20 protein-coding genes are annotated in these 18,133 nt (G+C 56.5%); 10 read left to right on the forward strand and 10 right to left on the reverse strand.

Annotated features, from left to right (window positions below; all coding sequences use genetic code 11):
• Positions 1-107: 107 nt before the first annotated feature.
• A complete protein-coding gene (locus IT971_RS02885; RefSeq protein ID WP_063093287.1) occupies positions 108-572 on the reverse strand; it encodes a hypothetical protein in 465 nt (154 codons plus the stop codon).
• A 262-nt stretch (positions 573-834) separates the two neighbouring features.
• On the opposite strand from IT971_RS02885, the gene IT971_RS02890 reads away from it, so the two are divergent.
• Positions 835-1,191 carry a DUF4170 domain-containing protein gene (locus tag IT971_RS02890; protein WP_007091209.1) on the forward strand — a complete coding sequence of 119 codons (357 nt, stop codon included), beginning with the start codon at positions 835-837 and terminating at the stop codon, positions 1,189-1,191.
• A gap of 99 nt (positions 1,192-1,290) precedes the next feature.
• On the opposite strand, the gene IT971_RS02895 is transcribed toward IT971_RS02890, so the two are convergent.
• Genes IT971_RS02895 through ubiA form a run of 3 tightly spaced genes read right to left on the reverse strand, consistent with a single transcriptional unit; the run spans position 1,291 to position 4,881 of the window.
• The gene (locus IT971_RS02895; RefSeq protein WP_082822710.1) at positions 1,291-2,001 is read right to left on the reverse strand and encodes a methyltransferase; all 711 of its coding nucleotides are present in this window, start codon (positions 1,999-2,001) and stop codon (positions 1,291-1,293) included.
• Positions 2,002-2,038: 37 nt separating this feature from the next.
• Positions 2,039-3,883, reverse strand: a complete 1,845-nt coding sequence (locus tag IT971_RS02900) for a sodium:proton antiporter (RefSeq protein ID WP_063093288.1) — start codon at positions 3,881-3,883, stop codon at positions 2,039-2,041.
• A 59-nt stretch (positions 3,884-3,942) separates the two neighbouring features.
• Positions 3,943-4,881 (reverse strand): 4-hydroxybenzoate octaprenyltransferase, encoded by a 939-nt coding sequence (gene ubiA / locus IT971_RS02905; RefSeq protein WP_063093289.1) that lies wholly within the window; start codon positions 4,879-4,881, stop codon positions 3,943-3,945.
• A 62-nt stretch (positions 4,882-4,943) separates the two neighbouring features.
• On the opposite strand from ubiA, the gene IT971_RS02910 reads away from it, so the two are divergent.
• From IT971_RS02910 to IT971_RS02920, 3 genes are all read left to right on the forward strand, one after another.
• On the forward strand, positions 4,944-5,744 hold the full coding sequence (locus tag IT971_RS02910) for a 16S rRNA (uracil(1498)-N(3))-methyltransferase (RefSeq protein WP_063093290.1): 801 nt from the start codon (positions 4,944-4,946) through the stop codon (positions 5,742-5,744).
• Positions 5,745-5,755: 11 nt separating this feature from the next.
• Entirely contained in the window at positions 5,756-7,126 is a 1,371-nt protein-coding gene (locus IT971_RS02915; protein WP_063093291.1) for a glutamate--cysteine ligase, read from the forward strand.
• 70 nt (positions 7,127-7,196) lie between these two features.
• Complete coding sequence (locus IT971_RS02920) at positions 7,197-7,499, forward strand: chorismate mutase (protein ID WP_037991166.1); 303 nt, start codon at positions 7,197-7,199, stop codon at positions 7,497-7,499.
• Positions 7,500-7,514: 15 nt separating this feature from the next.
• On the opposite strand, the gene glpD is transcribed toward IT971_RS02920, so the two are convergent.
• From glpD to phnD, 5 genes are all read right to left on the reverse strand, one after another.
• Positions 7,515-9,029, reverse strand: a complete 1,515-nt coding sequence (gene glpD / locus IT971_RS02925; protein WP_063093292.1) for a glycerol-3-phosphate dehydrogenase — start codon at positions 9,027-9,029, stop codon at positions 7,515-7,517.
• A 1-nt stretch (position 9,030) separates the two neighbouring features.
• Positions 9,031-9,855, reverse strand: coding sequence for a phosphonate ABC transporter, permease protein PhnE (gene phnE, locus IT971_RS02930; RefSeq protein WP_007091201.1), 825 nt, complete (start codon positions 9,853-9,855; stop codon positions 9,031-9,033).
• Positions 9,849-10,661, reverse strand: a complete 813-nt coding sequence (gene phnE / locus IT971_RS02935) for a phosphonate ABC transporter, permease protein PhnE (RefSeq protein ID WP_063093293.1) — start codon at positions 10,659-10,661, stop codon at positions 9,849-9,851. Before phnE (IT971_RS02935) ends, phnE (IT971_RS02930) begins: the two co-directional genes overlap by 7 nt.
• Entirely contained in the window at positions 10,658-11,455 is a 798-nt protein-coding gene (phnC, locus tag IT971_RS02940) for a phosphonate ABC transporter ATP-binding protein (protein WP_063093294.1), read from the reverse strand. Before phnC ends, phnE (IT971_RS02935) begins: the two co-directional genes overlap by 4 nt.
• 69 nt (positions 11,456-11,524) lie before the next feature.
• Positions 11,525-12,493, reverse strand: a complete 969-nt coding sequence (gene phnD, locus IT971_RS02945) for a phosphate/phosphite/phosphonate ABC transporter substrate-binding protein (protein ID WP_223304988.1) — start codon at positions 12,491-12,493, stop codon at positions 11,525-11,527.
• Between the two features lie 195 nt (positions 12,494-12,688).
• Here phnD and IT971_RS02950 point away from each other — a divergent pair, with 195 nt between their 5' ends.
• The gene (locus IT971_RS02950; RefSeq protein ID WP_065701904.1) at positions 12,689-13,540 is read left to right on the forward strand and encodes a DeoR/GlpR family DNA-binding transcription regulator; all 852 of its coding nucleotides are present in this window, start codon (positions 12,689-12,691) and stop codon (positions 13,538-13,540) included.
• 151 nt (positions 13,541-13,691) lie between these two features.
• The gene (gene fumC / locus IT971_RS02955) at positions 13,692-15,083 is read left to right on the forward strand and encodes a class II fumarate hydratase (RefSeq protein WP_074624801.1); all 1,392 of its coding nucleotides are present in this window, start codon (positions 13,692-13,694) and stop codon (positions 15,081-15,083) included.
• A 49-nt stretch (positions 15,084-15,132) separates the two neighbouring features.
• On the opposite strand, the gene IT971_RS02960 is transcribed toward fumC, so the two are convergent.
• Positions 15,133-15,606, reverse strand: coding sequence for a DUF2867 domain-containing protein (locus tag IT971_RS02960; RefSeq protein ID WP_158526672.1), 474 nt, complete (start codon positions 15,604-15,606; stop codon positions 15,133-15,135).
• 120 nt (positions 15,607-15,726) lie between these two features.
• Between IT971_RS02960 and IT971_RS02965 the strand changes: the two genes are divergently transcribed.
• The 4 genes from IT971_RS02965 to IT971_RS02980 all read left to right on the forward strand — a co-directional run bounded on the left by IT971_RS02965 (position 15,727) and on the right by IT971_RS02980 (position 18,105).
• A complete protein-coding gene (locus IT971_RS02965; RefSeq protein WP_063093296.1) occupies positions 15,727-16,200 on the forward strand; it encodes a DUF2946 family protein in 474 nt (157 codons plus the stop codon).
• A 76-nt stretch (positions 16,201-16,276) separates the two neighbouring features.
• Positions 16,277-16,783: a copper chaperone PCu(A)C gene (locus IT971_RS02970; RefSeq protein ID WP_223304990.1), complete on the forward strand. Its 507-nt coding sequence runs from the start codon at positions 16,277-16,279 to the stop codon at positions 16,781-16,783.
• A 121-nt stretch (positions 16,784-16,904) separates the two neighbouring features.
• A complete protein-coding gene (locus IT971_RS02975; protein ID WP_037991160.1) occupies positions 16,905-17,408 on the forward strand; it encodes a cupin domain-containing protein in 504 nt (167 codons plus the stop codon).
• Positions 17,409-17,457: 49 nt separating this feature from the next.
• Positions 17,458-18,105 carry a LysE family translocator gene (locus IT971_RS02980; RefSeq protein ID WP_063093298.1) on the forward strand — a complete coding sequence of 216 codons (648 nt, stop codon included), beginning with the start codon at positions 17,458-17,460 and terminating at the stop codon, positions 18,103-18,105.
• Positions 18,106-18,133 lie beyond the last annotated feature (28 nt).

An 18,133-nucleotide genomic window follows, 5' to 3' on the forward strand; every position in this document is an offset into this window, starting at 1 on the left:
CGGGCCAACAATAAATCTGTTGTTTCACGAATTAATACGGTGCAGGCGCGATGTCCAGCATCCACTCCCTTATCGGTGGGGAAGGGAGCAGATGCCAGACAGGAAAATTACGACGAGCGATTGGTGTAATAGGCGACGTTTCCATCATTATCGACGGTCGCCAGCTGCCCCGCCTTGGTCAGGACCGACATGCAATCGTCTTCTTCATCCCGTCCCCAAAGACACAGATATTGCCCCTGTTCGATGGTCCAGAGTTTTTCGCGCATGCCGCGATCACCATCCTCGTCAATCCAGGTGATCGATGCCTTGCCATTCTGGAAATAGGTGACATTCACATTGGTTTCCTTGCCCTCGTCACGATAGGAAAAGGTCTGATCATTGATCGTATTGACCAATGCGGTACCGGTTAACGGGCTGTATCCCGACGCAACAACCGTCGCACTGGCTTCTTCCATGTCGTCACTTTGAACATCAATATCCGGGGTCGCCGATGGTGTGCCGCAGGCAGACAGGGCCGCGGTGATCGAAATAACGCCAGCAAGACCGGCACGCTTGATATGTGTTATGTTCATTTTGTTTTCCTTTTGCTCTTTGTGCCCACCAAATCATTTGGGATATCTGCTGCCCAAAGCGGCGATCCGGCAGAGCGAACCGTCAGAATAAAAAGGAAAATTGTCGCCTTCTGGTCGTCCATGCGTCGACTGAATGGCAATATTGACCAAATTGGTGGTGTCGGTCGCAGACGGATTTGGTTATACAAGGGCAGGAAACCGGGTTGCGCAGCACCACCCTGCACGGCCTGTCGACATTCACCAAAGCATGAAGGACGCACAGATGGCCAAGTACTGGGTTATCGGGGGCACCTATCAGGATACCGGTTTTGACAAGCCGATCGGCGAAGAAACCAAAGTCGGTCCGTTTGGCAGCTTCGAAGACGCGGAAAAAGAATGGTCCAAAATGGCATGGCAGTCGGTTGACGACGCCAATTCGCGTTACCGCATCGAACGCCTTGAAGAATACTGGGTTGTCGGTGGCGAATACGAAACCACCGATTTCGAAAAGCCGGTCGGCGGCGAAGAAGAACGCCACGGCCCGTTTGCGACCTTCAAGGATGCCGAAAAGGCATGGTCGAAACTGGCATGGCAGCACGTTGATAACTGCAACTGCCGTTATCGCGTCGTTGAAGGCTGAATCGGGCTTCGAACCGGAGCCGATCGAGAAATAGAAAACGCGCGCAAGACATCCTTGCGCGCGTTTTCATATTGGTACTTCGTGCCTTACGAGGACGGGCTATTTATCGCGATCTGGCAAAAGCTGCCAGATACGGGTGTATTTGGTGTCGACATCCTCGACCGCGACATCGACTGGCACGTCATAGGTTTCAAGTTCGTCGATATTGTGCGTCGGGGCATATGTCCGGCCCGGATCGGCAAGAATGACCCGCGTGCCAAGCCGTGCCTCGCCCATCAGCCATTGCAATACCGCATTGGCCATATCCTGCTGATAGCAGACATCACCGGCAAAAATCACATCCCAGCGACGGGTTGCCGATTGGGTGCCGACAAAGTTTTCGGTGGTGGTTTCAAAGGCAACGCCATTGCGTTCGGCGTTCAGGCGGGTTGCCGTAATCGCCACCGGATCAATGTCGTTTGCCAGAATGCTGTCCGCACCGGCCATGACACACGCAATCGCCTGCATGCCGCCGCCACACGCAAAATCCAGAACCTTTTTGCCGCGCACCAATTCCGGATGATCAAGGATATATCGCGTAATCGCCTGTCCGCCCGGCCACGCAAACGCCCAATAGGGCGGCGGGATATCCAGCACGCCAAGGATATCCTCGGTCGCCTGCCAAAGTGGCGTGATATGCGTTGCCAGATACATTTCGATTTCGGGCGCCAATGGCACCCGTGCCGGCACGGTAAATGTATCGATCAGATCGGCAAACCGCGGATCGTCGACTTCGGGGACCAAGGCATCGGCGAAAACATTATCGGTCATGATCGGCCCATATCGGGGTGAAACGGATTGCCGGGGCTTACTTGCTTTGTGCCTCGGGCGCAAGTGAAGTCGCCTTCGGGTTTTCGTCAGGCTTCTGGCTGTTCTGGGCATTGCGGCCAAGATACAGCAAAATATCACGCGGCTTTGCCTTTGGCATATCGGGCCCCATATGAAGCTGCGCCCCGCGGACAAGGGCGATGACCGGTGGTTCGCATCCCTGAACGTCAATGAAATCGTCCCAGCCGAATTCGTCGGTCAGACGGGTTTGCCGGATTTCGGCACCATGCCGGAAATCCTCCCGAATGTCGTCGGTTGTCATCGGTTCGGAAAACAGTGGCAACCCGCCCAATGTCTGGCTATGGCGTTTCGGGTCTTCGGGCGATCCGTGCATGCCGGTCTGAAAAACGGCGCGGCGGCCAAATTCCGGCGCGAAATCGGTACAGACCAGCGTGTTATAGGCATCGTTATCCGTGGTCGCGATCAGCGTGCCAAGCGATGAAGTATCAAGGTGATGTTCGAAAACTTCCGAAAGCACTTCCCCGTAATAGGTTGGCAATCCGGCCTCGCGTGCCAGACGCATGCTGTGCCAGCGGCTGTCGGCAAGAACAACCGGAATGTCGAGCTCGACCAGACGCTTGGCGAAATCAATCGTCCAGCGATGCGCACCGACAATCAGAACACCCGGCGGTCCTTTGACCGCCAGATCGAGCTGGCGGGCCATCGGTCGGATTGAAAAGCCGTGCAACACAACGGTCGAAAATACCATCGCAAAGGCCAGCGGGATCAAAAGTGCCCCGTCGGCATAACCAAGTTCGACAAGTTCGGTCCCGAACAGGCCGGAAACCGCGACCGCCACAATCCCGCGCGGCGCGATCCAGCCAACCAGAAGCCGTTCTTTCCAGCTCACCCTTGAAAAGGCCAGCGAACCGATCACCGAAACCGGCCGCACGATAAACAGCATGGCCAGAACAAAAAGCCCATGCCCCCATGTCAGTTCGGCAATCATCGACCATTCAAGCGTCGCGGTCAGGATGATGAACACGCTGGACACCAGAATAACCGTCAGGGTTTCCTTGAACCGGCGGATTTCATCAATCGCCAGCAAATGGGCATTGCCAATCGTCAGGCCCAGCACGGTTACGGCCAGCAACCCACTTTCTTCCTGAATTTCATTGGCCCCGGCAAAGCAGGTCAGAAGCACGCCAAGAACAAGCGGGGCTTTCAGGAATTCGGGAATCCAGCCACGCTTGAAAATCTGAACCGTCCCCAGACCAAACGCCAGGCCGATCAGAACCGCCAGCAGAATGTTGATCGCCAGATGACCGACGGCTGCGCCAAAGCCGTTGCCATGCTGGCTTGCGGCAATGACTTCGTAAGCCAGCACCGCAAACAGGGCCCCGATAGGGTCATTCACGATGCCTTCCCATTTCAGAAGCGTCGCCGGGCGCTTGGACAGTCGGGCATGACGCAACAGCGGTGCAATCACCGTCGGGCCGGTCACGATCATGATCCCGCCAAACAGGGCCGCCACCGGCCATGAAAGATCGGCCAGATAATGCGCCGCCCCCGCACCCAGAAGCCACGCCACAAGCGGGGCAATGGTGGTCAGGCGGATCACACCGCTGACACTGTGCGTCAGTTCCCGAAAATCAAGCGCAAGCCCGCCTTCAAACAGGATCACCGCGACCGCCACCGCAACAAGCGGCTGCAACAATGTACCGAAATCATTGACCGGATCGATCAGATCGGTTCCCGGTCCCAGCAGCAGGCCGACGATGGACAGCAAAACGATTGCCGGAATACCGGCCCGCCATGCGAACCATTGCGCCCCGACACCCGCAAGGATCAATCCGGCAATCATCAGGGCAAGCGGTGCGATCATGGGCGGTCTTTCGATAATGGTGCAGATGAAGGATGGATCAGCCCGTATGCGGGCCTAAACTAAAGCCCGGTCCCGACCAGATTGGCAATGATGATGGCAGCCAGCACCATCAAACCGAAATCACGGTTTGATTTAAACCGTTTCAGGCAGTTCGCGGAATCATCAAGTTTGACCGTGGCAACCTGCCACGCCAGATGCAAACACGCCGGTGCCAGAAGCGGGAAGTAAATCCAGTGCAGTCCGGCCAGCACACCCGAAACACCCAGCAAAAGGGTGGTTACGGTATAAAACCCCATCGCCCATCGCGGTGTTGCATCGCCAAGCCGAAGCGCCAGTGACTTTACCCCGATCTTGATGTCGTCATCCTTGTCCTGATGGGCATAAATGGTGTCGTAACCAAGCGTCCAGAAGAAGCCCGCAACATACATCGCAACCGCCGCCGGTGCGACAGTTCCGGTGACAGCCGCCCAGCCGACAAGCGCCCCCCAGTTGAATGTCAGCCCCAGAACCGCCTGCGGCCAATAGGTAATGCGCTTCATGAACGGATAGGTAATGACAAGCGGCAGGGAACAGATACCGACAATAATCGCCTCGATCCGGAACTGCACCAGCACGGCAAGCCCGATCAGAAGCAGCAGGCCCAGAAACGCGATTGCCTGCCAGACCTTGACCTGGCCGCTGGGAATCGGGCGGGTTGCCGTGCGTTCGACCTTGCCGTCAAAATTGCGATCCGCCAGATCGTTGACGACGCAACCGGCCCCGCGCATGATCAATGCACCAATGGCAAAATAAACCATCATCAACAGGCTGGGCGCGCCGTCGCTTGCCATGGCGGTTGACCACCAGCAAGGCAGAAGCAGAAGCCATGTGCCAATCGGACGGTCAAGTCGTGCCAGCTTAAGATACGGCCGACTGGCCAACGGCGCGAACCGGTCGATCCAGCCATCAGACGGCATATCGTTCTTCGTGTTCTGTATCGGTTGGTTGACCTGTGACATAATTGGCCTATGTAACTCTTTAACAAACTGAACTTCGCCGCATAACCGGCCTGGGGACATATATGACAGACGACGCCACCCGCGCCCGGCAACGCCTATTCGTTTCCGATCCTATCACGCCGGGATGCGAGATCGAACTCGCACCTGAACAGTCTCATTACCTTGAACATGTGATGCGCCTCAAGCCCGGAACGCCAATCAAGATATTTAATGGTCTTGATGGTGAATGGCTGGCGACCATCGATCACCTTCGCAAAAAGAAGGGCACCTTGACCGCCGAACGGCAATTGCGTGACCAGATTGTCGAACGCGGCCCGATCCTGGCTTTTGCGCCAATCAAAAAGCAGCGCCTTGATTTTCTGATCGAAAAGTCGGTCGAAATGGGAGTTGGCACCCTGCAACCGATTGTCACTGCACACGGCATTACCGACAAGGTCCGCCTTGATCGTTTGCAGGCCCAGGTGATCGAGGCCGCCGAGCAATGCGAACGCCTCAGCGTGCCGGAAATTGCCCCACCGGTAAAATTGCTTGATTGGCTCGCGGACTGGCCGGAAAACCGGCATTTGCTGTTCTGTGACGAGACGGGATCGGGCTCACCAATTGGTGAAGTGTTAAGTCAGCTATTGGCAAAGGGCGCTGGCTCGGCTATCGACAACGACAATGTTGTTAACCATGCAATCGTGATTGGACCCGAAGGCGGCTTTAGCGCCGACGAAATTGAACGCATCCGCAAACAGCCTTTTGCAACGCCTGTAAGCCTTGGTCCGCGTATCTTGCGGGCCGAAACTGCGGCAATTGCTGCTTTGTCCGTGTTTCAGGATCGCATCGGCGACTGGTCGATACCTCCGGTCACGAGAGATTAGGGGAAGCCCTTATGACTGTCAGCGCCTCCACCGGCGACAGCCCGGTCATCGAAAGCCGTCGTCAGCTTGTCGAATGGTTCGAGTCCGGATGTACACCGAAAAAAGACTGGGCCATCGGCACAGAACACGAAAAATTCGCCTTTACCCGTAACGATCTTCGCCCGATCCCGTATGACGGCGAACGGGGGGTAAAGACCCTTCTGACACAACTTGCCGAACGCTTTGATTGGGAACCGATCATTGAAAACGGCAATGTGATTGCGCTTACCAAGGATAATTGTTCCGTCTCGCTTGAACCGGGCGGGCAGATCGAATTGTCCGGTGCGCCGCTTAAAAACATCCACCAGACCTGTGGCGAAGTGCATCAGCATCTTCATGAAATCCGCGAAATCTGCGGTGATCTTGATATCGAAATGCTTGGTGTCGGCCATCAGCCGAAATGGGAACGCAAGGATATCCCGTGGATGCCCAAGGGCCGCTACGCGATCATGCGTGACTATATGCCCAAGGTCGGCAATCTTGGTCTGGACATGATGCTTCGGACCTCGACCATTCAGGTCAATCTGGATTTCGCCTCCGAAGCCGACATGATCAAGAAATTCAGAACGTCGCTGGCACTTCAGCCGGTTGCGACCGCGCTGTTTGCCGCATCCCCGTTCGTGGATGGCAAACCAAGCGGCTATCTGTCTTCACGATCCCATGTCTGGACCGATACCGACCCGGACCGTTGCGGCATGCTGCCCTTCGTGTTCGAAGACGGTTTTGGCTTTGAACGCTATGTCGATTACATGCTCGATGTGCCGATGTATTTCGTTTATCGCGATGGCAAATACATCAATGCCGCAGGCAAATCGTTCCGTGATTTCATGGCCGGAAAGCTTGACGTTCTGCCGGGTGAACGCCCGACGATGAATGACTGGTCCGATCACATGACGACCGCCTTCCCCGAAGTGCGTCTCAAGAAGTTTCTTGAAATGCGCGGTGCGGATGGTGGCCCGTGGAAACGCATCTGCGCGCTTCCGGCCCTTTGGGTTGGTCTGTTGTATGATGACGCGGCACTGGATGCGGCATGGGATCTGGTCAAGGATCTCAGCCATGCAGAACGCGAAGCCCTTCGCGACGATGTGCCGCGTACCGCCCTTGCCACGAAGTTCAGGAACGGCACCGTTCAGGACCTCGCCAAGGATGTGCTGGCCGTCTCCAAACAGGGGCTTAAGGCGCGCGGTCGCATGGATGCCTATGGCGACGATGAAAGCCATTTCCTCGACAGCCTCGAAGACGTCGCCGAAAGCGGCCGTACCCTGGCCGAGGAATTCCTCGATAAATATGAAACCGAATGGAACGGATCGGTTGATCCGCTGTTCCGGGAATACGCCTATTAGACATTGTGAAGTGGCGGTGAATAATCACCGCCATTTTTCACTTTTCGTGAATAATGAAAGTTCTGCCGTGATGACGACCAAAGCCAACCCTTGCGAAACCATGTCCGATGTACGTGCGAATGTGGACCGGGTGGACAGGCTTCTGGTGGCGCTGATGGCGGAACGGTTGAACTATATCGAACAGGCCGCGCGCATCAAACCGACCCGGGATGCCGTGCGTGACGAAGACCGGATCGAGGACGTGATCACCAAGGTCCGCGCCCAGTGCCGCATTGATGGCTTTGACGAAGACATGGCCGAACGGATGTGGCGGGCGATGATGGAAGATTTCATCGCCCACGAATTCGTCAAATGGGATGATCTGCGCAAGTAACCGGTTGCCGGTTACTTACTGTGCGGCAAGTTGATCCGCGCTGTTTGCAAACCAGTCCCGAACCGCGTTGATATCGCTTTCTTTCATGCCAAGGCCAAGCTTGGTTCGTCGCCAAAGAACATCCTCGGCGGACCGGGCCCACTCGTGCGTCATCAGGAAACGGAGTTCCGCCTCAAACAGGTTGGGCGCAACTTCCCGACCCAGATCACCAATTGCCTTGGCATCCGGTGCAATATCAAACAGGCGCGTGCCATAACAGCGCGCCCAGCGATGGGCGATCTGTTCGGGCAGCCAGTTCAATTTTGTTCTGACACCGGCCAAGAACCGGTCGAAATTGCCATCACTCATGTCCCCACCCGGCAGAACCGATGTCGCGGTCCAGTCCGATGCATCATTGCCCAGAACCGGACAAAGCTTTTGCAGGGCATGTTCGGCCAACCGGCGATAGGTGGTGATCTTCCCGCCATAGATCGACAGGATCGCGGGGGCATCGCCGTCCCCGGTATCCAGATCAAACACGTAATCGCGCGTGACCGCCGATGCGTTGCTGTTCTTGTCATCATAAAGCGGCCGGACACCGGCATAATCCCAAACGATATCGGCCCGCGTTAACGGTGTCGCCAGATAGCCATTGACCAGATCAAGCAGGTAATCGATTTCGTCATCATTGATCTTCACCTCGGCCGGATCGCCGTCATAGGGCACATCCGTCGTCCCGATCAGGGTGTAATCCTGCTGATAGGGGATGGCAAAGGCAATGCGGCCGTCCCCGTTCTGGAAGATATAGCAATGATCATGCGGGTGAATGCGCGGCACGACAAAATGGCTGCCCTTGACCAGCCGTAACCCTGCGGCCTTGTCGCCAAGCCCGGCACGGTTGACCATTTCGGTCACCCAAGGGCCTGCGGCATTGACCACGGCTTTTGCCGAAACGCTGGTTTCTTTGCCGTCTTCGGCTTGCAGTGTCGCGGTCCAGCCATCCGTTCCGCGCACAAGGGCGGCACAGCGCGTCCGGGTTTTGATCACCGCCCCGCGTGCCTGCGCATCAAGGGCGTTCAGCACGACAAGCCGCGCATCATCAACCCAGCAATCGGAATAGGAAAAGCCGCTGGTGAACTGGTCCAGAAGCGGTTTGCCTTCTTTCGTGCCGTTCAGGGATAGCGCACGGGACCCCGGCAGGCGTTTGCGCTTTGCCAGATGGTCATAAAGAAACAACCCGGCCCGCAGCATCCATTTGGGCCGAAGCCCTTTATGGTGCGGCAGGACGAAGGTCAGTGGCCAGATGATATGCGGGGCGGCAGCCAGAAGAACCTCGCGTTCCTGCAAGGCTTCGCGCACCAGCCGGAACTCGTAATGTTCAAGATACCGCAGACCGCCATGGATCAGTTTGGTCGAGGATGAAGACGTGGCCGAGGCAAGGTCGCGCTGTTCGACCAGAAGGACGGACAGACCGCGACCGGCGGCATCACGGGCAATACCCGCACCATTGATGCCGCCGCCTACGACCAGAAGGTCGTAATGTTCAGACACGTCAGATCACCTTTTTGCGCAGCCAGGCCGCCAAGGCCTCGCCCACGATCACAAGACCGATGATCGCCAGAAGAATGGTGGCAACCGTCTGCCAGGCAAAGGTGTCAATTGCGCCTTGCAGGACAATACCGATCCCGCCGGCACCAACCAGACCCAGAACCGTACTTTCGCGGAGGTTGATGTCCCAGCGCAGGATCGAAACCGCAAAGAAGGTCGGCATGACCTGTGGCACAACCCCGTAAATCAGGATTTTGAACCGCGATGCACCGACGGACTCAAGCGCCTCGATCGGAGCCCGGTCGATTTCCTCGATCGCCTCGCCCAGCAATTTGCCGATAAAGCCGATCGAACGGAAAATAATCGCCAGAATACCGGCCATCACGCCGGGGCCGAAAATCGCCACAAACAGCAGCGCCCAGATGATGGTATTCACCGACCGCGACGACACCAGAATGAACCGGCCAATCCAAAGCGTCAGCTTGTTCGGTGTGGTGTTCTGGGCCGCGATCAGGGCAATCGGCAATGAAAGGAATACCGCAAAAAACGTTGCAATCGTCGCAATATTGACGGTTTCAAGCAACGTGATGGCGATCATTTCCCAATCATTAAGCGACGGCGGATACATGCGCGAAAAAAGATCGCCCATCTGTTGCGGGGCATCCCAAAGCCACGGCCAGATGATGTTGATCGTCGAAAGCGACCAGACCGTTGCCAGCACGACACCGCCATACATGGCAAAGCGCAGCCAGCGTTGTTTGGGGGTATAGCGTGACCATTCGCGTTCGGCGATGGCGTCCGGTCCGGTGTTTTTTGTTGTCGTTACCATATGTTCCTCCGGATCCGGCCGCTTATGGCTTCGCTGATCAGGATGACGCCGATAATGCAAAGCGTGATCGCAAGCGCGAAGTCATAGTCATAGCGCCGAAACGCATTCATCAGGGTCGATCCGATCCCGCCCGCACCCACAATGCCGACCACGGCGGATGCACGCAGGTTACTGTCAAGCTGATAGATCGAAAGACCGATCTGGCGGGGCATGATTTGCGGGATCACGGCATAAAGCATGGTGATGAATGTCCCGCCCCCGGCCGCCCGGATGGCTTCGACCTGGCCCCAGTCGATTTCCTCGATCCGTTCGGCCAGCATTTTGGCAACGAAACCGATGGAATAGATCGTCAGGGTCAGAATCCCCGCCAGCGGACCAAAACCGACCGCCTTGACGAACAGGATGGCAACGATCACCGGATGGAAACTGCGTGCGATAATGATCGTGGCACGCCCGATGTTATAAAGCCATTTGGGCGCAATATTGGATGCGGCGGCAAAGGCAATCGGCACGCTGAGCATCACACCGGCAAGGGTTGCAACGATGGCGATCTTGATGCTTTCAAGAAAACCCTGCAACACCAGTTCACCCCGGATCATGTCCGGCGGGAAAGCGCCCTTGAAAATACGGATGGCGCGCGGAATGCCTTCCTGAATACGTTCCCAGTTAAACGGCAGGCTGGTGACCGCCCACACGACATAGGCCAATACGCCAAGAATAATCGCCCAGCGTATCGCCGGATTGGCGATAAAGGGCGGCTTTTTCCAAGTGCGATGGCCCGTTGTTTTTTCAACGGAGCTGGTCATTGCGATACCACCTCGCGCAGGGATTCCGCATCACCGGTTTCGCCGCGTTCTTCTGCCGGAACCCCGGCATAGATTTCATCCATGGCATCCTGGGTAAGGTCGGTCGGCACACTGTCAAAGATGATGCGACCAAACCGCATGCCGACGATGCGCTGGGTATATTCCTTGGCCTCGGTGACATTGTGGATATTGATCAGAACCGGCAGGTGCAGCTCGGATGCAAGCGCACGCAGCAATTCCATGATCTGTCGGGATGTTTTGGGGTCAAGCGACGCGGTCGGTTCATCGGCCAGCAGGATTTCAGGTTCCTGCATCAAGGCACGAACGACGCCGACGCGCTGGCGTTCGCCACCCGATAATTCATCGGCGCGTTTGTTGGCATAATGGGCAATGCCGACACGTTCCATCAATTGAAACGCACGATCAATGTCGCTTTGGGGGAAATTGCGCGTCATGGCGCGCCAGGTCGGGACATATCCCAACCGTCCCGACAGAACATTTTCCATCACCGTCAAGCGGTTGATTAGGTTAAAACCCTGAAAAATCATGCCGATACGACGACGCGCCAGACGCAACTCGCCACCCGACAAAGTCGTCAGTTCGGTGCCGTTAAGGTCAATCGAGCCCGATGTCGGTTCGACCAGACGGTTAATACAGCGCAAAAGCGTGCTTTTACCAGCGCCCGATGCCCCAATGATGGCAACGACGCTTTCGCCCGGAACTTCAAGGTTCAGGTCCTTGAGAACGGCCTCATCCTTGCCATAGCGTTTGACCAGATCTTTGATACGCAGCATCACGATACCTTGAAAAAAGACTACCGGGACCGAAAATCGATCCCGGCAGAAGCAGTTTGAAAAAAGGGATTACTTCAGGTTGTCCGGGGTGTATTTCACACCGTTGGCAGCCTGGATTTCACGAATGACGTCCCAGTCTTTCTGATAGGTGACCGGTACGAATTTGGTGACACCCTTGAATTCTTCGCCAAGTGCCGTGCCCTTCATGTCGAAGGTAAAGAAGGCTTCCTTGATCTTTTCGATCAGTTCGGGCTTCAGGTTATAGGCATAGTTGAACGAAGTGGTCGGGAACGGCTTGCTTTCATAAAGGATTTTGACGTCAGCCGGATCGTACAGATCACGCTGGGCCATGCGTTCAACCACTTCGGATGCGACCGGGGCGGCGTCATAGTCACCGGCGACAACGCCCAGCATCGACTGGTCGTGCGAACCGGAATAGACGACTTCGTAATCCTGTTCCGGGACGATGCCCTGACCGGGCAGAAGGGCGCGCGGTGCAAGGTTGCCCGAGTTCGAGGTCGGGGACGTATGGGCAACACGTTTGCCTTTAAGATCGGCAAGCGAATTGATGCCGCTGTCAACCCGGGTATAAAGCTGCAATGTGTAACCAAAACGGCCATCATCCGCCCCCATCAGGGCAAACGGAACCGCACCGGCAAGGTTAACCGCAAACGGGGTCGGCCCGGTCGAGAAACCGGCAACATGCAGACGGCCGCTGCGCATGGCTTCGACTTCGGCGGAATTCGACTGAACCGCAAAGAAATGAACATCCTTGCCGGTTACTTTTTCAAGATGTTCAAGGAACGGTTCCCAGATATCGGCATAAACCGCCGGGTCTTCGACCGGGGTATAGGCAAATACGAGGGTGTCGGGGTCAACCTGCTGATCGGCAGCCGGTGCATCGGCGACCAGATCGCCATCCATGTCGCAATACATCTGGTCAAGATCGCCGCGTGCGATGCAATCATCGGCCGCATATGCCTGGGTGCTGCCAAAGCTCATCATGCCGATGGCGGCAAGCACCGTAGAAACTTTCAAAAAGTCTGTTTTTTTCGCATGTGAAAACATGTGGTCGAACCTTTCTTCCCTGTAAACGCTGGTAAAGCGCCATTTTTAATGTGGTTTTGTTGGTTTTATTGTTGCTTTTATCAACATTATAGAAGGTCAAAAAGTTGGAAAAGCAACACAAAACTGTAACAAATGGTTACAAAGATTGCTGCTAACCTTGCCGGAATGAGGTGTGATCAAAGGTATTCAGGGGAGAGAGCGTCTTTGCGTATCGGAAAAAAAGAACGTCAGCAGCGCATTCTTCAGGAGCTGCAAATCCATCCGCATGTGAGAGTTGCCACATTGGCGGAGCGATTCGATGTGGCAACTGAAACAATTCGCCGTGATCTTGATGCGCTAAGCGAAAATGGCCTGATCAAGCGCGAATTCGGCGGCGCATCGGCACAACCGATGGGCCATCAACCCGATCTGGCGCAGCGACAGATGACCGCGGTTGCCGGGTTCGAACGGATCGGCATCATGGCCGGAACCATGATCCGGCCGGGTGATGTGATCATGATCGATGCCGGTTCCACCGTCAGTCAGCTTGCCCCCTATATGGCCCAGAATCCCGGCGCATTGCGGCGCACGGTTCTGACCAATTGCTATGCGGTGGTGCATGGCATGGGCGAACAGGCGGTGATTGATGACGTCATCATGTGCCCGGGGCAGTTCGATCCACGTGAAAATGCGGTTTACGGCAATGATACCGTCGAATTCCTGCGCCGTTTCCACGCCAACAAGGCTTTTATCGGGGCATCGGGTGTTGCATGGCAGGGGTTTAGTGACGTTAACCGTCGCGCGGTTGCGGTCAAGCGCGCCATGATGGAACGGTCCGATGAAACCTGGCTGATGGTCGATCACACCAAGTTCGATCAGCGTTACCTTGAAAACATCGCACCGCTCGAAGCCCTGACCGGGGTGATCACGGATCGTTTGCCGCCTGAAAAACTGCTATCCCATCTTGATCGCATCGGCGTTCAGATTGTCGCATGGCAGGACAATGTTTCCGCAGATCATGGGGCAATCGTCGGCTGATATTTTATTGCTGGCGATAAAACTGCATTTTTTCAACATAGTGACTTTGCGCGAACGATCATTTGCGCCCATATTCGGGAACGGCAAAAGATAATTGCCTGCCGGGTTCCCGCCCCGGTCAGTATGTTTTCTGACACGGAGGATTTCTATCGTGACCAATCCAGTGACCACCCGCACCGAACAGGACACCATGGGCAGCATCGATGTGCCTGCGGACCGGTATTGGGGGGCGCAGACCCAGCGATCCAAACAGAATTTCCGCATTGGCGGCGAACGGATGCCCGATGCCCTGATCCGGGCGTTCGGGATACAGAAACTTGCCGCCGCACGCGCCAATGCTGCCCTTGGCAATCTGGATGCCAACCTTGCCGAGGCAATCGAGGCCGCCGCGCGCGAAGTCGCCGATGGCAAGCTTCTTGATCACTTCCCGCTTGTCGTCTGGCAGACCGGCAGTGGCACGCAGACCAACATGAATGCCAACGAGGTCATCGCCAACCGCGCGTGCGAAATCCTTGGCAGGCCGATGGGCAAACGCGATCCTGTTCATCCCAACGATCATGTCAATCGCGGGCAGTCGTCCAATGACAGCTTCCCCGCCGCCATGCATATCGCGGCTGTGGTCGAGATCGAAGAAAACCTGAAACCGGCCCTGGCCCATTTGCGAAGTGCGCTGGATGCCAAGGTCGAAGCCTTTGCCGATATCGTCAAAATCGGCCGCACCCACATGCAGGATGCGGTGCCGCTGACTTTGGGGCAGGAATTCTCGGGCTATGCCGCCCAGATCGCGCTTGGCCTTGATCGGATTGATGATGCGCTGGTCCGGCTTCGCAAACTGGCACAGGGCGGGACTGCCCTTGGCACCGGCCTTAACGCGCCAAAGGGCTTTGACGTCGAATTTGCCAAACAGGTATCCGATATCACCGGCCTGAAATTCGAAACGGCGGCCAACAAATTCGAAGCCCTTGCCGCTCACGATGCCTGTGTCGAGATGTCGGGTGTGCTGAACGTGCTGGCGACGTCGCTGATGAAGATCGGCAATGATATCCGTCTGCTGGGGTCCGGGCCGCGTTGCGGGCTTGGTGAACTGGTGCTGCCCGCGAACGAGCCGGGATCATCGATCATGCCGGGCAAGGTCAACCCGACCCAGGCCGAAGCCCTGACCATGGTTTGTGCGCAGGTGATCGGCAACCATGTTGCGGTCACGGTTGGCGGGTCAAACGGTCATCTGGATCTGAACGTGTTCAAACCGGTGATCATTTATAACCTGCTGCAATCGATCCGCCTGATCGCCGATGCCTCGGTCAGCTTTGCCGATAACTGCATCGTCGGCCTTGAAGCCGATCAGGAAAAAATCGATCACTATGTCGAACAAAGCCTGATGCTGGTGACCGCCCTGGCACCCCATATCGGTTACGACAATGCCGCCGCCGTCGCCAAAAAGGCGCACAAGGATCGGAGCAGCCTTAAGGAAGCAACCATTGCGCTCGGCTTCCTTGACGGGGCGAAGTTCGATGAACTGGTCCGCGCACGCGATATGATCTGATGTGATGGGATGATGCGGGCCGGTTTTGACCGGCCCGTTCTTTATCTGCCTATCGGGATGCGAATGCACCGTTCAGCATCGCGGGCACAATCGCCTTATGAAACGGCATGATGGTGCCAAGATACATCCGACCCAGCATATTGTGCCGCCGGATCAGGGTGCTGGACCGGATCACCGTCTGCCCGCACTGGAATTTTTCGACCTCTACCGTCAGGCGAAAATCAAGATGCCGGTCATCCATGCCCAGCACGATGAAATCGTCCCCGCGCTCGATCACCGGGAAAAGGCCGATGACATCGGCGTCCGGTTCGGGCGCGGTTTTAAGGCCCAGTGGCCGGACCATCGCGTTACGCAGCGCCAGCAGATACCCCATCCAGACCGGCCTGCCATCCATGATTTTTTGCGCGGCGCGTTCGGGCGTGATGTCGGGATCGTCAATCGTGATCGCAAAACTGTCCGCCCAATCGGCGTCGATCATCGCAGGATGGGGCAGGGATATCGGAACAGCCATCGCGTAGGGCAAAAACGTATCCTTTCGATCAGCCTGGATCAGCTTTTTCGGCGGTGATCGTGCCCCAATTGTTACCCTGCGGCAATGATATATCTCATTGTCGCGGGGGGTAAATTCAGGCATACCCAATCCATGCGTATTCGTACCAAACCGATGCTGTCACATATGAATATCCGGGCTGCGGGCAAACTCCTGCGGGTCTGGATGCTGGCATTCGTCATCCTGATGACCGGGGTGACGCAATCGGGTTTCGTAAGCGCGATGTTTGGCGGTGCCAATGGCAATGGGGTAACCGCCATTACCGGGGCAAATGCCGCCCCGGGTGGGGATGTGATTTTCATCTGCACGGCGGATGGTGTGCGCGCGGTATCGTTTGGCGATGCCGGACCCAATGCCACATCGCAAAATTCCGGCGGGCATTCTGCCGGTCATGGTTTCTGTTCGCTTTGTGCGTCCCATCATGGGGCGATGGCAAATCTGGATGTGCCGTTTGGCGCACCGGTTTCGATCATCCATGATGCCGAATATGTGCAAGCCCGCCTGCTTGCCGCCACGATCACATTGCCGCGTACGCGCTATTCCCGCGCACCACCGCTTTCCATCTGATTTCCCGATACACCCGAAATCAAATCACCGGTGTGATGCAACCAATCCACACCGGATCAGGATGGAAACAAAGATCATGAAAAAACTGTTTGCTGTTGTCGCGACCCTTGCCGGTCTGTTTGCTGCCACTCAATCGTTCGCGGCTGATATCGAAGTCAGGGATGCCTGGGCCAAGGCATCGCTTGGCAAGGTGCCAAACGGTGCAGCCTTCCTGACGGTGGAAAATACCGGCATGGCGGATCGCATTGTCGGGGTGAAATCCGATCTGGCCGATAAAACCGAACTGCACACGCATATCATGGAAAACAACGTCATGAAGATGCGCCCGGTCGAAGGCGGGATCGATGTGCCGATGCATGGCGAAGTCCTGTTCAAACCGGGCAGCTATCACGTCATGCTGATCGGCCTGCACAAGCCGCTGGTCGAAGGCGAAAAAATCGACGTGACCCTGACCTTTGAAAAGGCGGGCGACATACCGGTGACCATTGATGTGATGGATACCATGTCCAAAGGCCCGCATGGTGATGCCGGGATGGATCACGGCAACATGAAAATGGGCGATCAGGAACACAAGGGCCACTAGGCCGCGATTTCACTGATCGATCAATCCACCGATACAGAAAATACCAGGGGGACGGTTTGCACCGTTCCCCTTTTTTGTCATGATGGTCGGCCATCATCCACCCCATGCAGGGAAGTGCGCCATGTCCCGCGATATCACCATCGACCAATTGATCGAAAAACTCGGCCTGCAACCTCATCCCGAAGGCGGCTTTTACGCCGAAACATTCCGCGCGCTGGAAACCTGCAATCCGGGCAACCGGTATCTTGGCGTGCGATCAACGGGGACCGCGATCTATTACCTGCTGACCCCCGATACCTTCTCAGGCATGCATATCCTGACCAGTGACGAGATTTTCCATCATTACCTTGGCGATCCGGTCGAACAGCTGCAACTTTATGCCGATGGCAGTCATCGGCTGGTTGAAATCGGCAATGACCTGCTGGCGGGGCAGAAACCGCAAATGATCGTGCCGAAAAATGTCTGGCAGGGGGCGCGCCTGAAACAAGGTGGCAAATTTGCCCTTCTGGGCTGTACGGTGGCACCCGGTTTTGACTTCGCCGATTTCGCCATGGGCAAGCGGGCCGACCTGTCGTCGAAATGGCCGGCGGCGGCAACGATGATTGCCGCCTTGACGCGCGACTGAATTTCGGGCGCAATCAGCCGGTCACCCATTTTTCACAGGACTTCCCGAAATGCAGCTCGATACATGGTTGCTGTTTTCCGGCGCGGCCTTGGCGCTTTCGATGGCCCCCGGACCGAATAATCTTCTCGCGATGTTCAATGGCGCGCGTCATGGCGTTGCGTCAGCCGCCATTGGCGGGGCTGGACGTCTGCTGGCTTTTGCCCTGATGATCGTTGTGACGGCCATGGGGCTTGGCGTGGTGCTTGCGGCCAGCGAAACCGCCTTCATGATCATCAAGTGGGGTGGGGCGATCTATCTGGTTTATCTGGGCCTCAAAAGCTGGCGAACCAAAGTTGCCGAGCCGGAGATTCCCGGTGATAGCGTCGGTTTCGTCGCTCATCCCGGTGCGATGTCACTGGCCCGGACGGAATTCCTGACCGCAATCGGCAATCCCAAGGCGATCTTGATCTTTACCGCCTTCTTCCCGCAATTCCTTGATCAGGCCGGTTCATATGGCCCGCAATTCGCGATCATGGGGGTGACCTTCATCGCGATGGAGGCCTGTGTCCTTCTCGGATACGGGCTTGTCGGCGGGCAGGTAAAGGGGCTGATCCGTTCCGCCCGCCACATGCGCTGGCTCAACCGCATCAGCGGCAGCCTCCTGATCGCCGCAGGGGTGCTGCTGGCCCTGACGGACCGCACGCGTAGTAGCGCCTGATCCGCGACGGTTTGCGGATGTGATGGTC

It is taken from the genome of Thalassospira sp. B30-1, from assembly GCF_015767575.1.
GTDB classification, from domain to species: Bacteria; Pseudomonadota; Alphaproteobacteria; order Rhodospirillales; family Thalassospiraceae; genus Thalassospira; species Thalassospira xiamenensis.

What these genes read in the sequence shown, in the direction of transcription:
- IT971_RS02890 (WP_007091209.1), top strand. Translation starts at nt 835, where the DNA reads ATGGCCAAGTACTGGGTTATCGGGGGCACCTATCAGGATACCGGTTTT.
- IT971_RS02950 (WP_065701904.1), top strand. Translation starts at nt 12,689, where the DNA reads ATGAGGTGTGATCAAAGGTATTCAGGGGAGAGAGCGTCTTTGCGTATC.
- IT971_RS02975 (WP_037991160.1), top strand. Translation starts at nt 16,905, where the DNA reads ATGTCCCGCGATATCACCATCGACCAATTGATCGAAAAACTCGGCCTG.
- IT971_RS02900 (WP_063093288.1), bottom strand. Translation starts at nt 3,883, where the DNA reads ATGATCGCACCGCTTGCCCTGATGATTGCCGGATTGATCCTTGCGGGT.
- IT971_RS02980 (WP_063093298.1), top strand. Translation starts at nt 17,458, where the DNA reads ATGCAGCTCGATACATGGTTGCTGTTTTCCGGCGCGGCCTTGGCGCTT.
- IT971_RS02895 (WP_082822710.1), bottom strand. Translation starts at nt 2,001, where the DNA reads ATGACCGATAATGTTTTCGCCGATGCCTTGGTCCCCGAAGTCGACGAT.
- IT971_RS02965 (WP_063093296.1), top strand. Translation starts at nt 15,727, where the DNA reads ATGCGTATTCGTACCAAACCGATGCTGTCACATATGAATATCCGGGCT.
- phnE (WP_063093293.1), bottom strand. Translation starts at nt 10,661, where the DNA reads ATGACCAGCTCCGTTGAAAAAACAACGGGCCATCGCACTTGGAAAAAG.
- IT971_RS02970 (WP_223304990.1), top strand. Translation starts at nt 16,277, where the DNA reads ATGAAAAAACTGTTTGCTGTTGTCGCGACCCTTGCCGGTCTGTTTGCT.
- phnC (WP_063093294.1), bottom strand. Translation starts at nt 11,455, where the DNA reads ATGCTGCGTATCAAAGATCTGGTCAAACGCTATGGCAAGGATGAGGCC.
- IT971_RS02920 (WP_037991166.1), top strand. Translation starts at nt 7,197, where the DNA reads ATGACGACCAAAGCCAACCCTTGCGAAACCATGTCCGATGTACGTGCG.
- IT971_RS02885 (WP_063093287.1), bottom strand. Translation starts at nt 572, where the DNA reads ATGAACATAACACATATCAAGCGTGCCGGTCTTGCTGGCGTTATTTCG.
- IT971_RS02915 (WP_063093291.1), top strand. Translation starts at nt 5,756, where the DNA reads ATGACTGTCAGCGCCTCCACCGGCGACAGCCCGGTCATCGAAAGCCGT.
- ubiA (WP_063093289.1), bottom strand. Translation starts at nt 4,881, where the DNA reads ATGTCACAGGTCAACCAACCGATACAGAACACGAAGAACGATATGCCG.
- phnE (WP_007091201.1), bottom strand. Translation starts at nt 9,855, where the DNA reads ATGGTAACGACAACAAAAAACACCGGACCGGACGCCATCGCCGAACGC.
- IT971_RS02910 (WP_063093290.1), top strand. Translation starts at nt 4,944, where the DNA reads ATGACAGACGACGCCACCCGCGCCCGGCAACGCCTATTCGTTTCCGAT.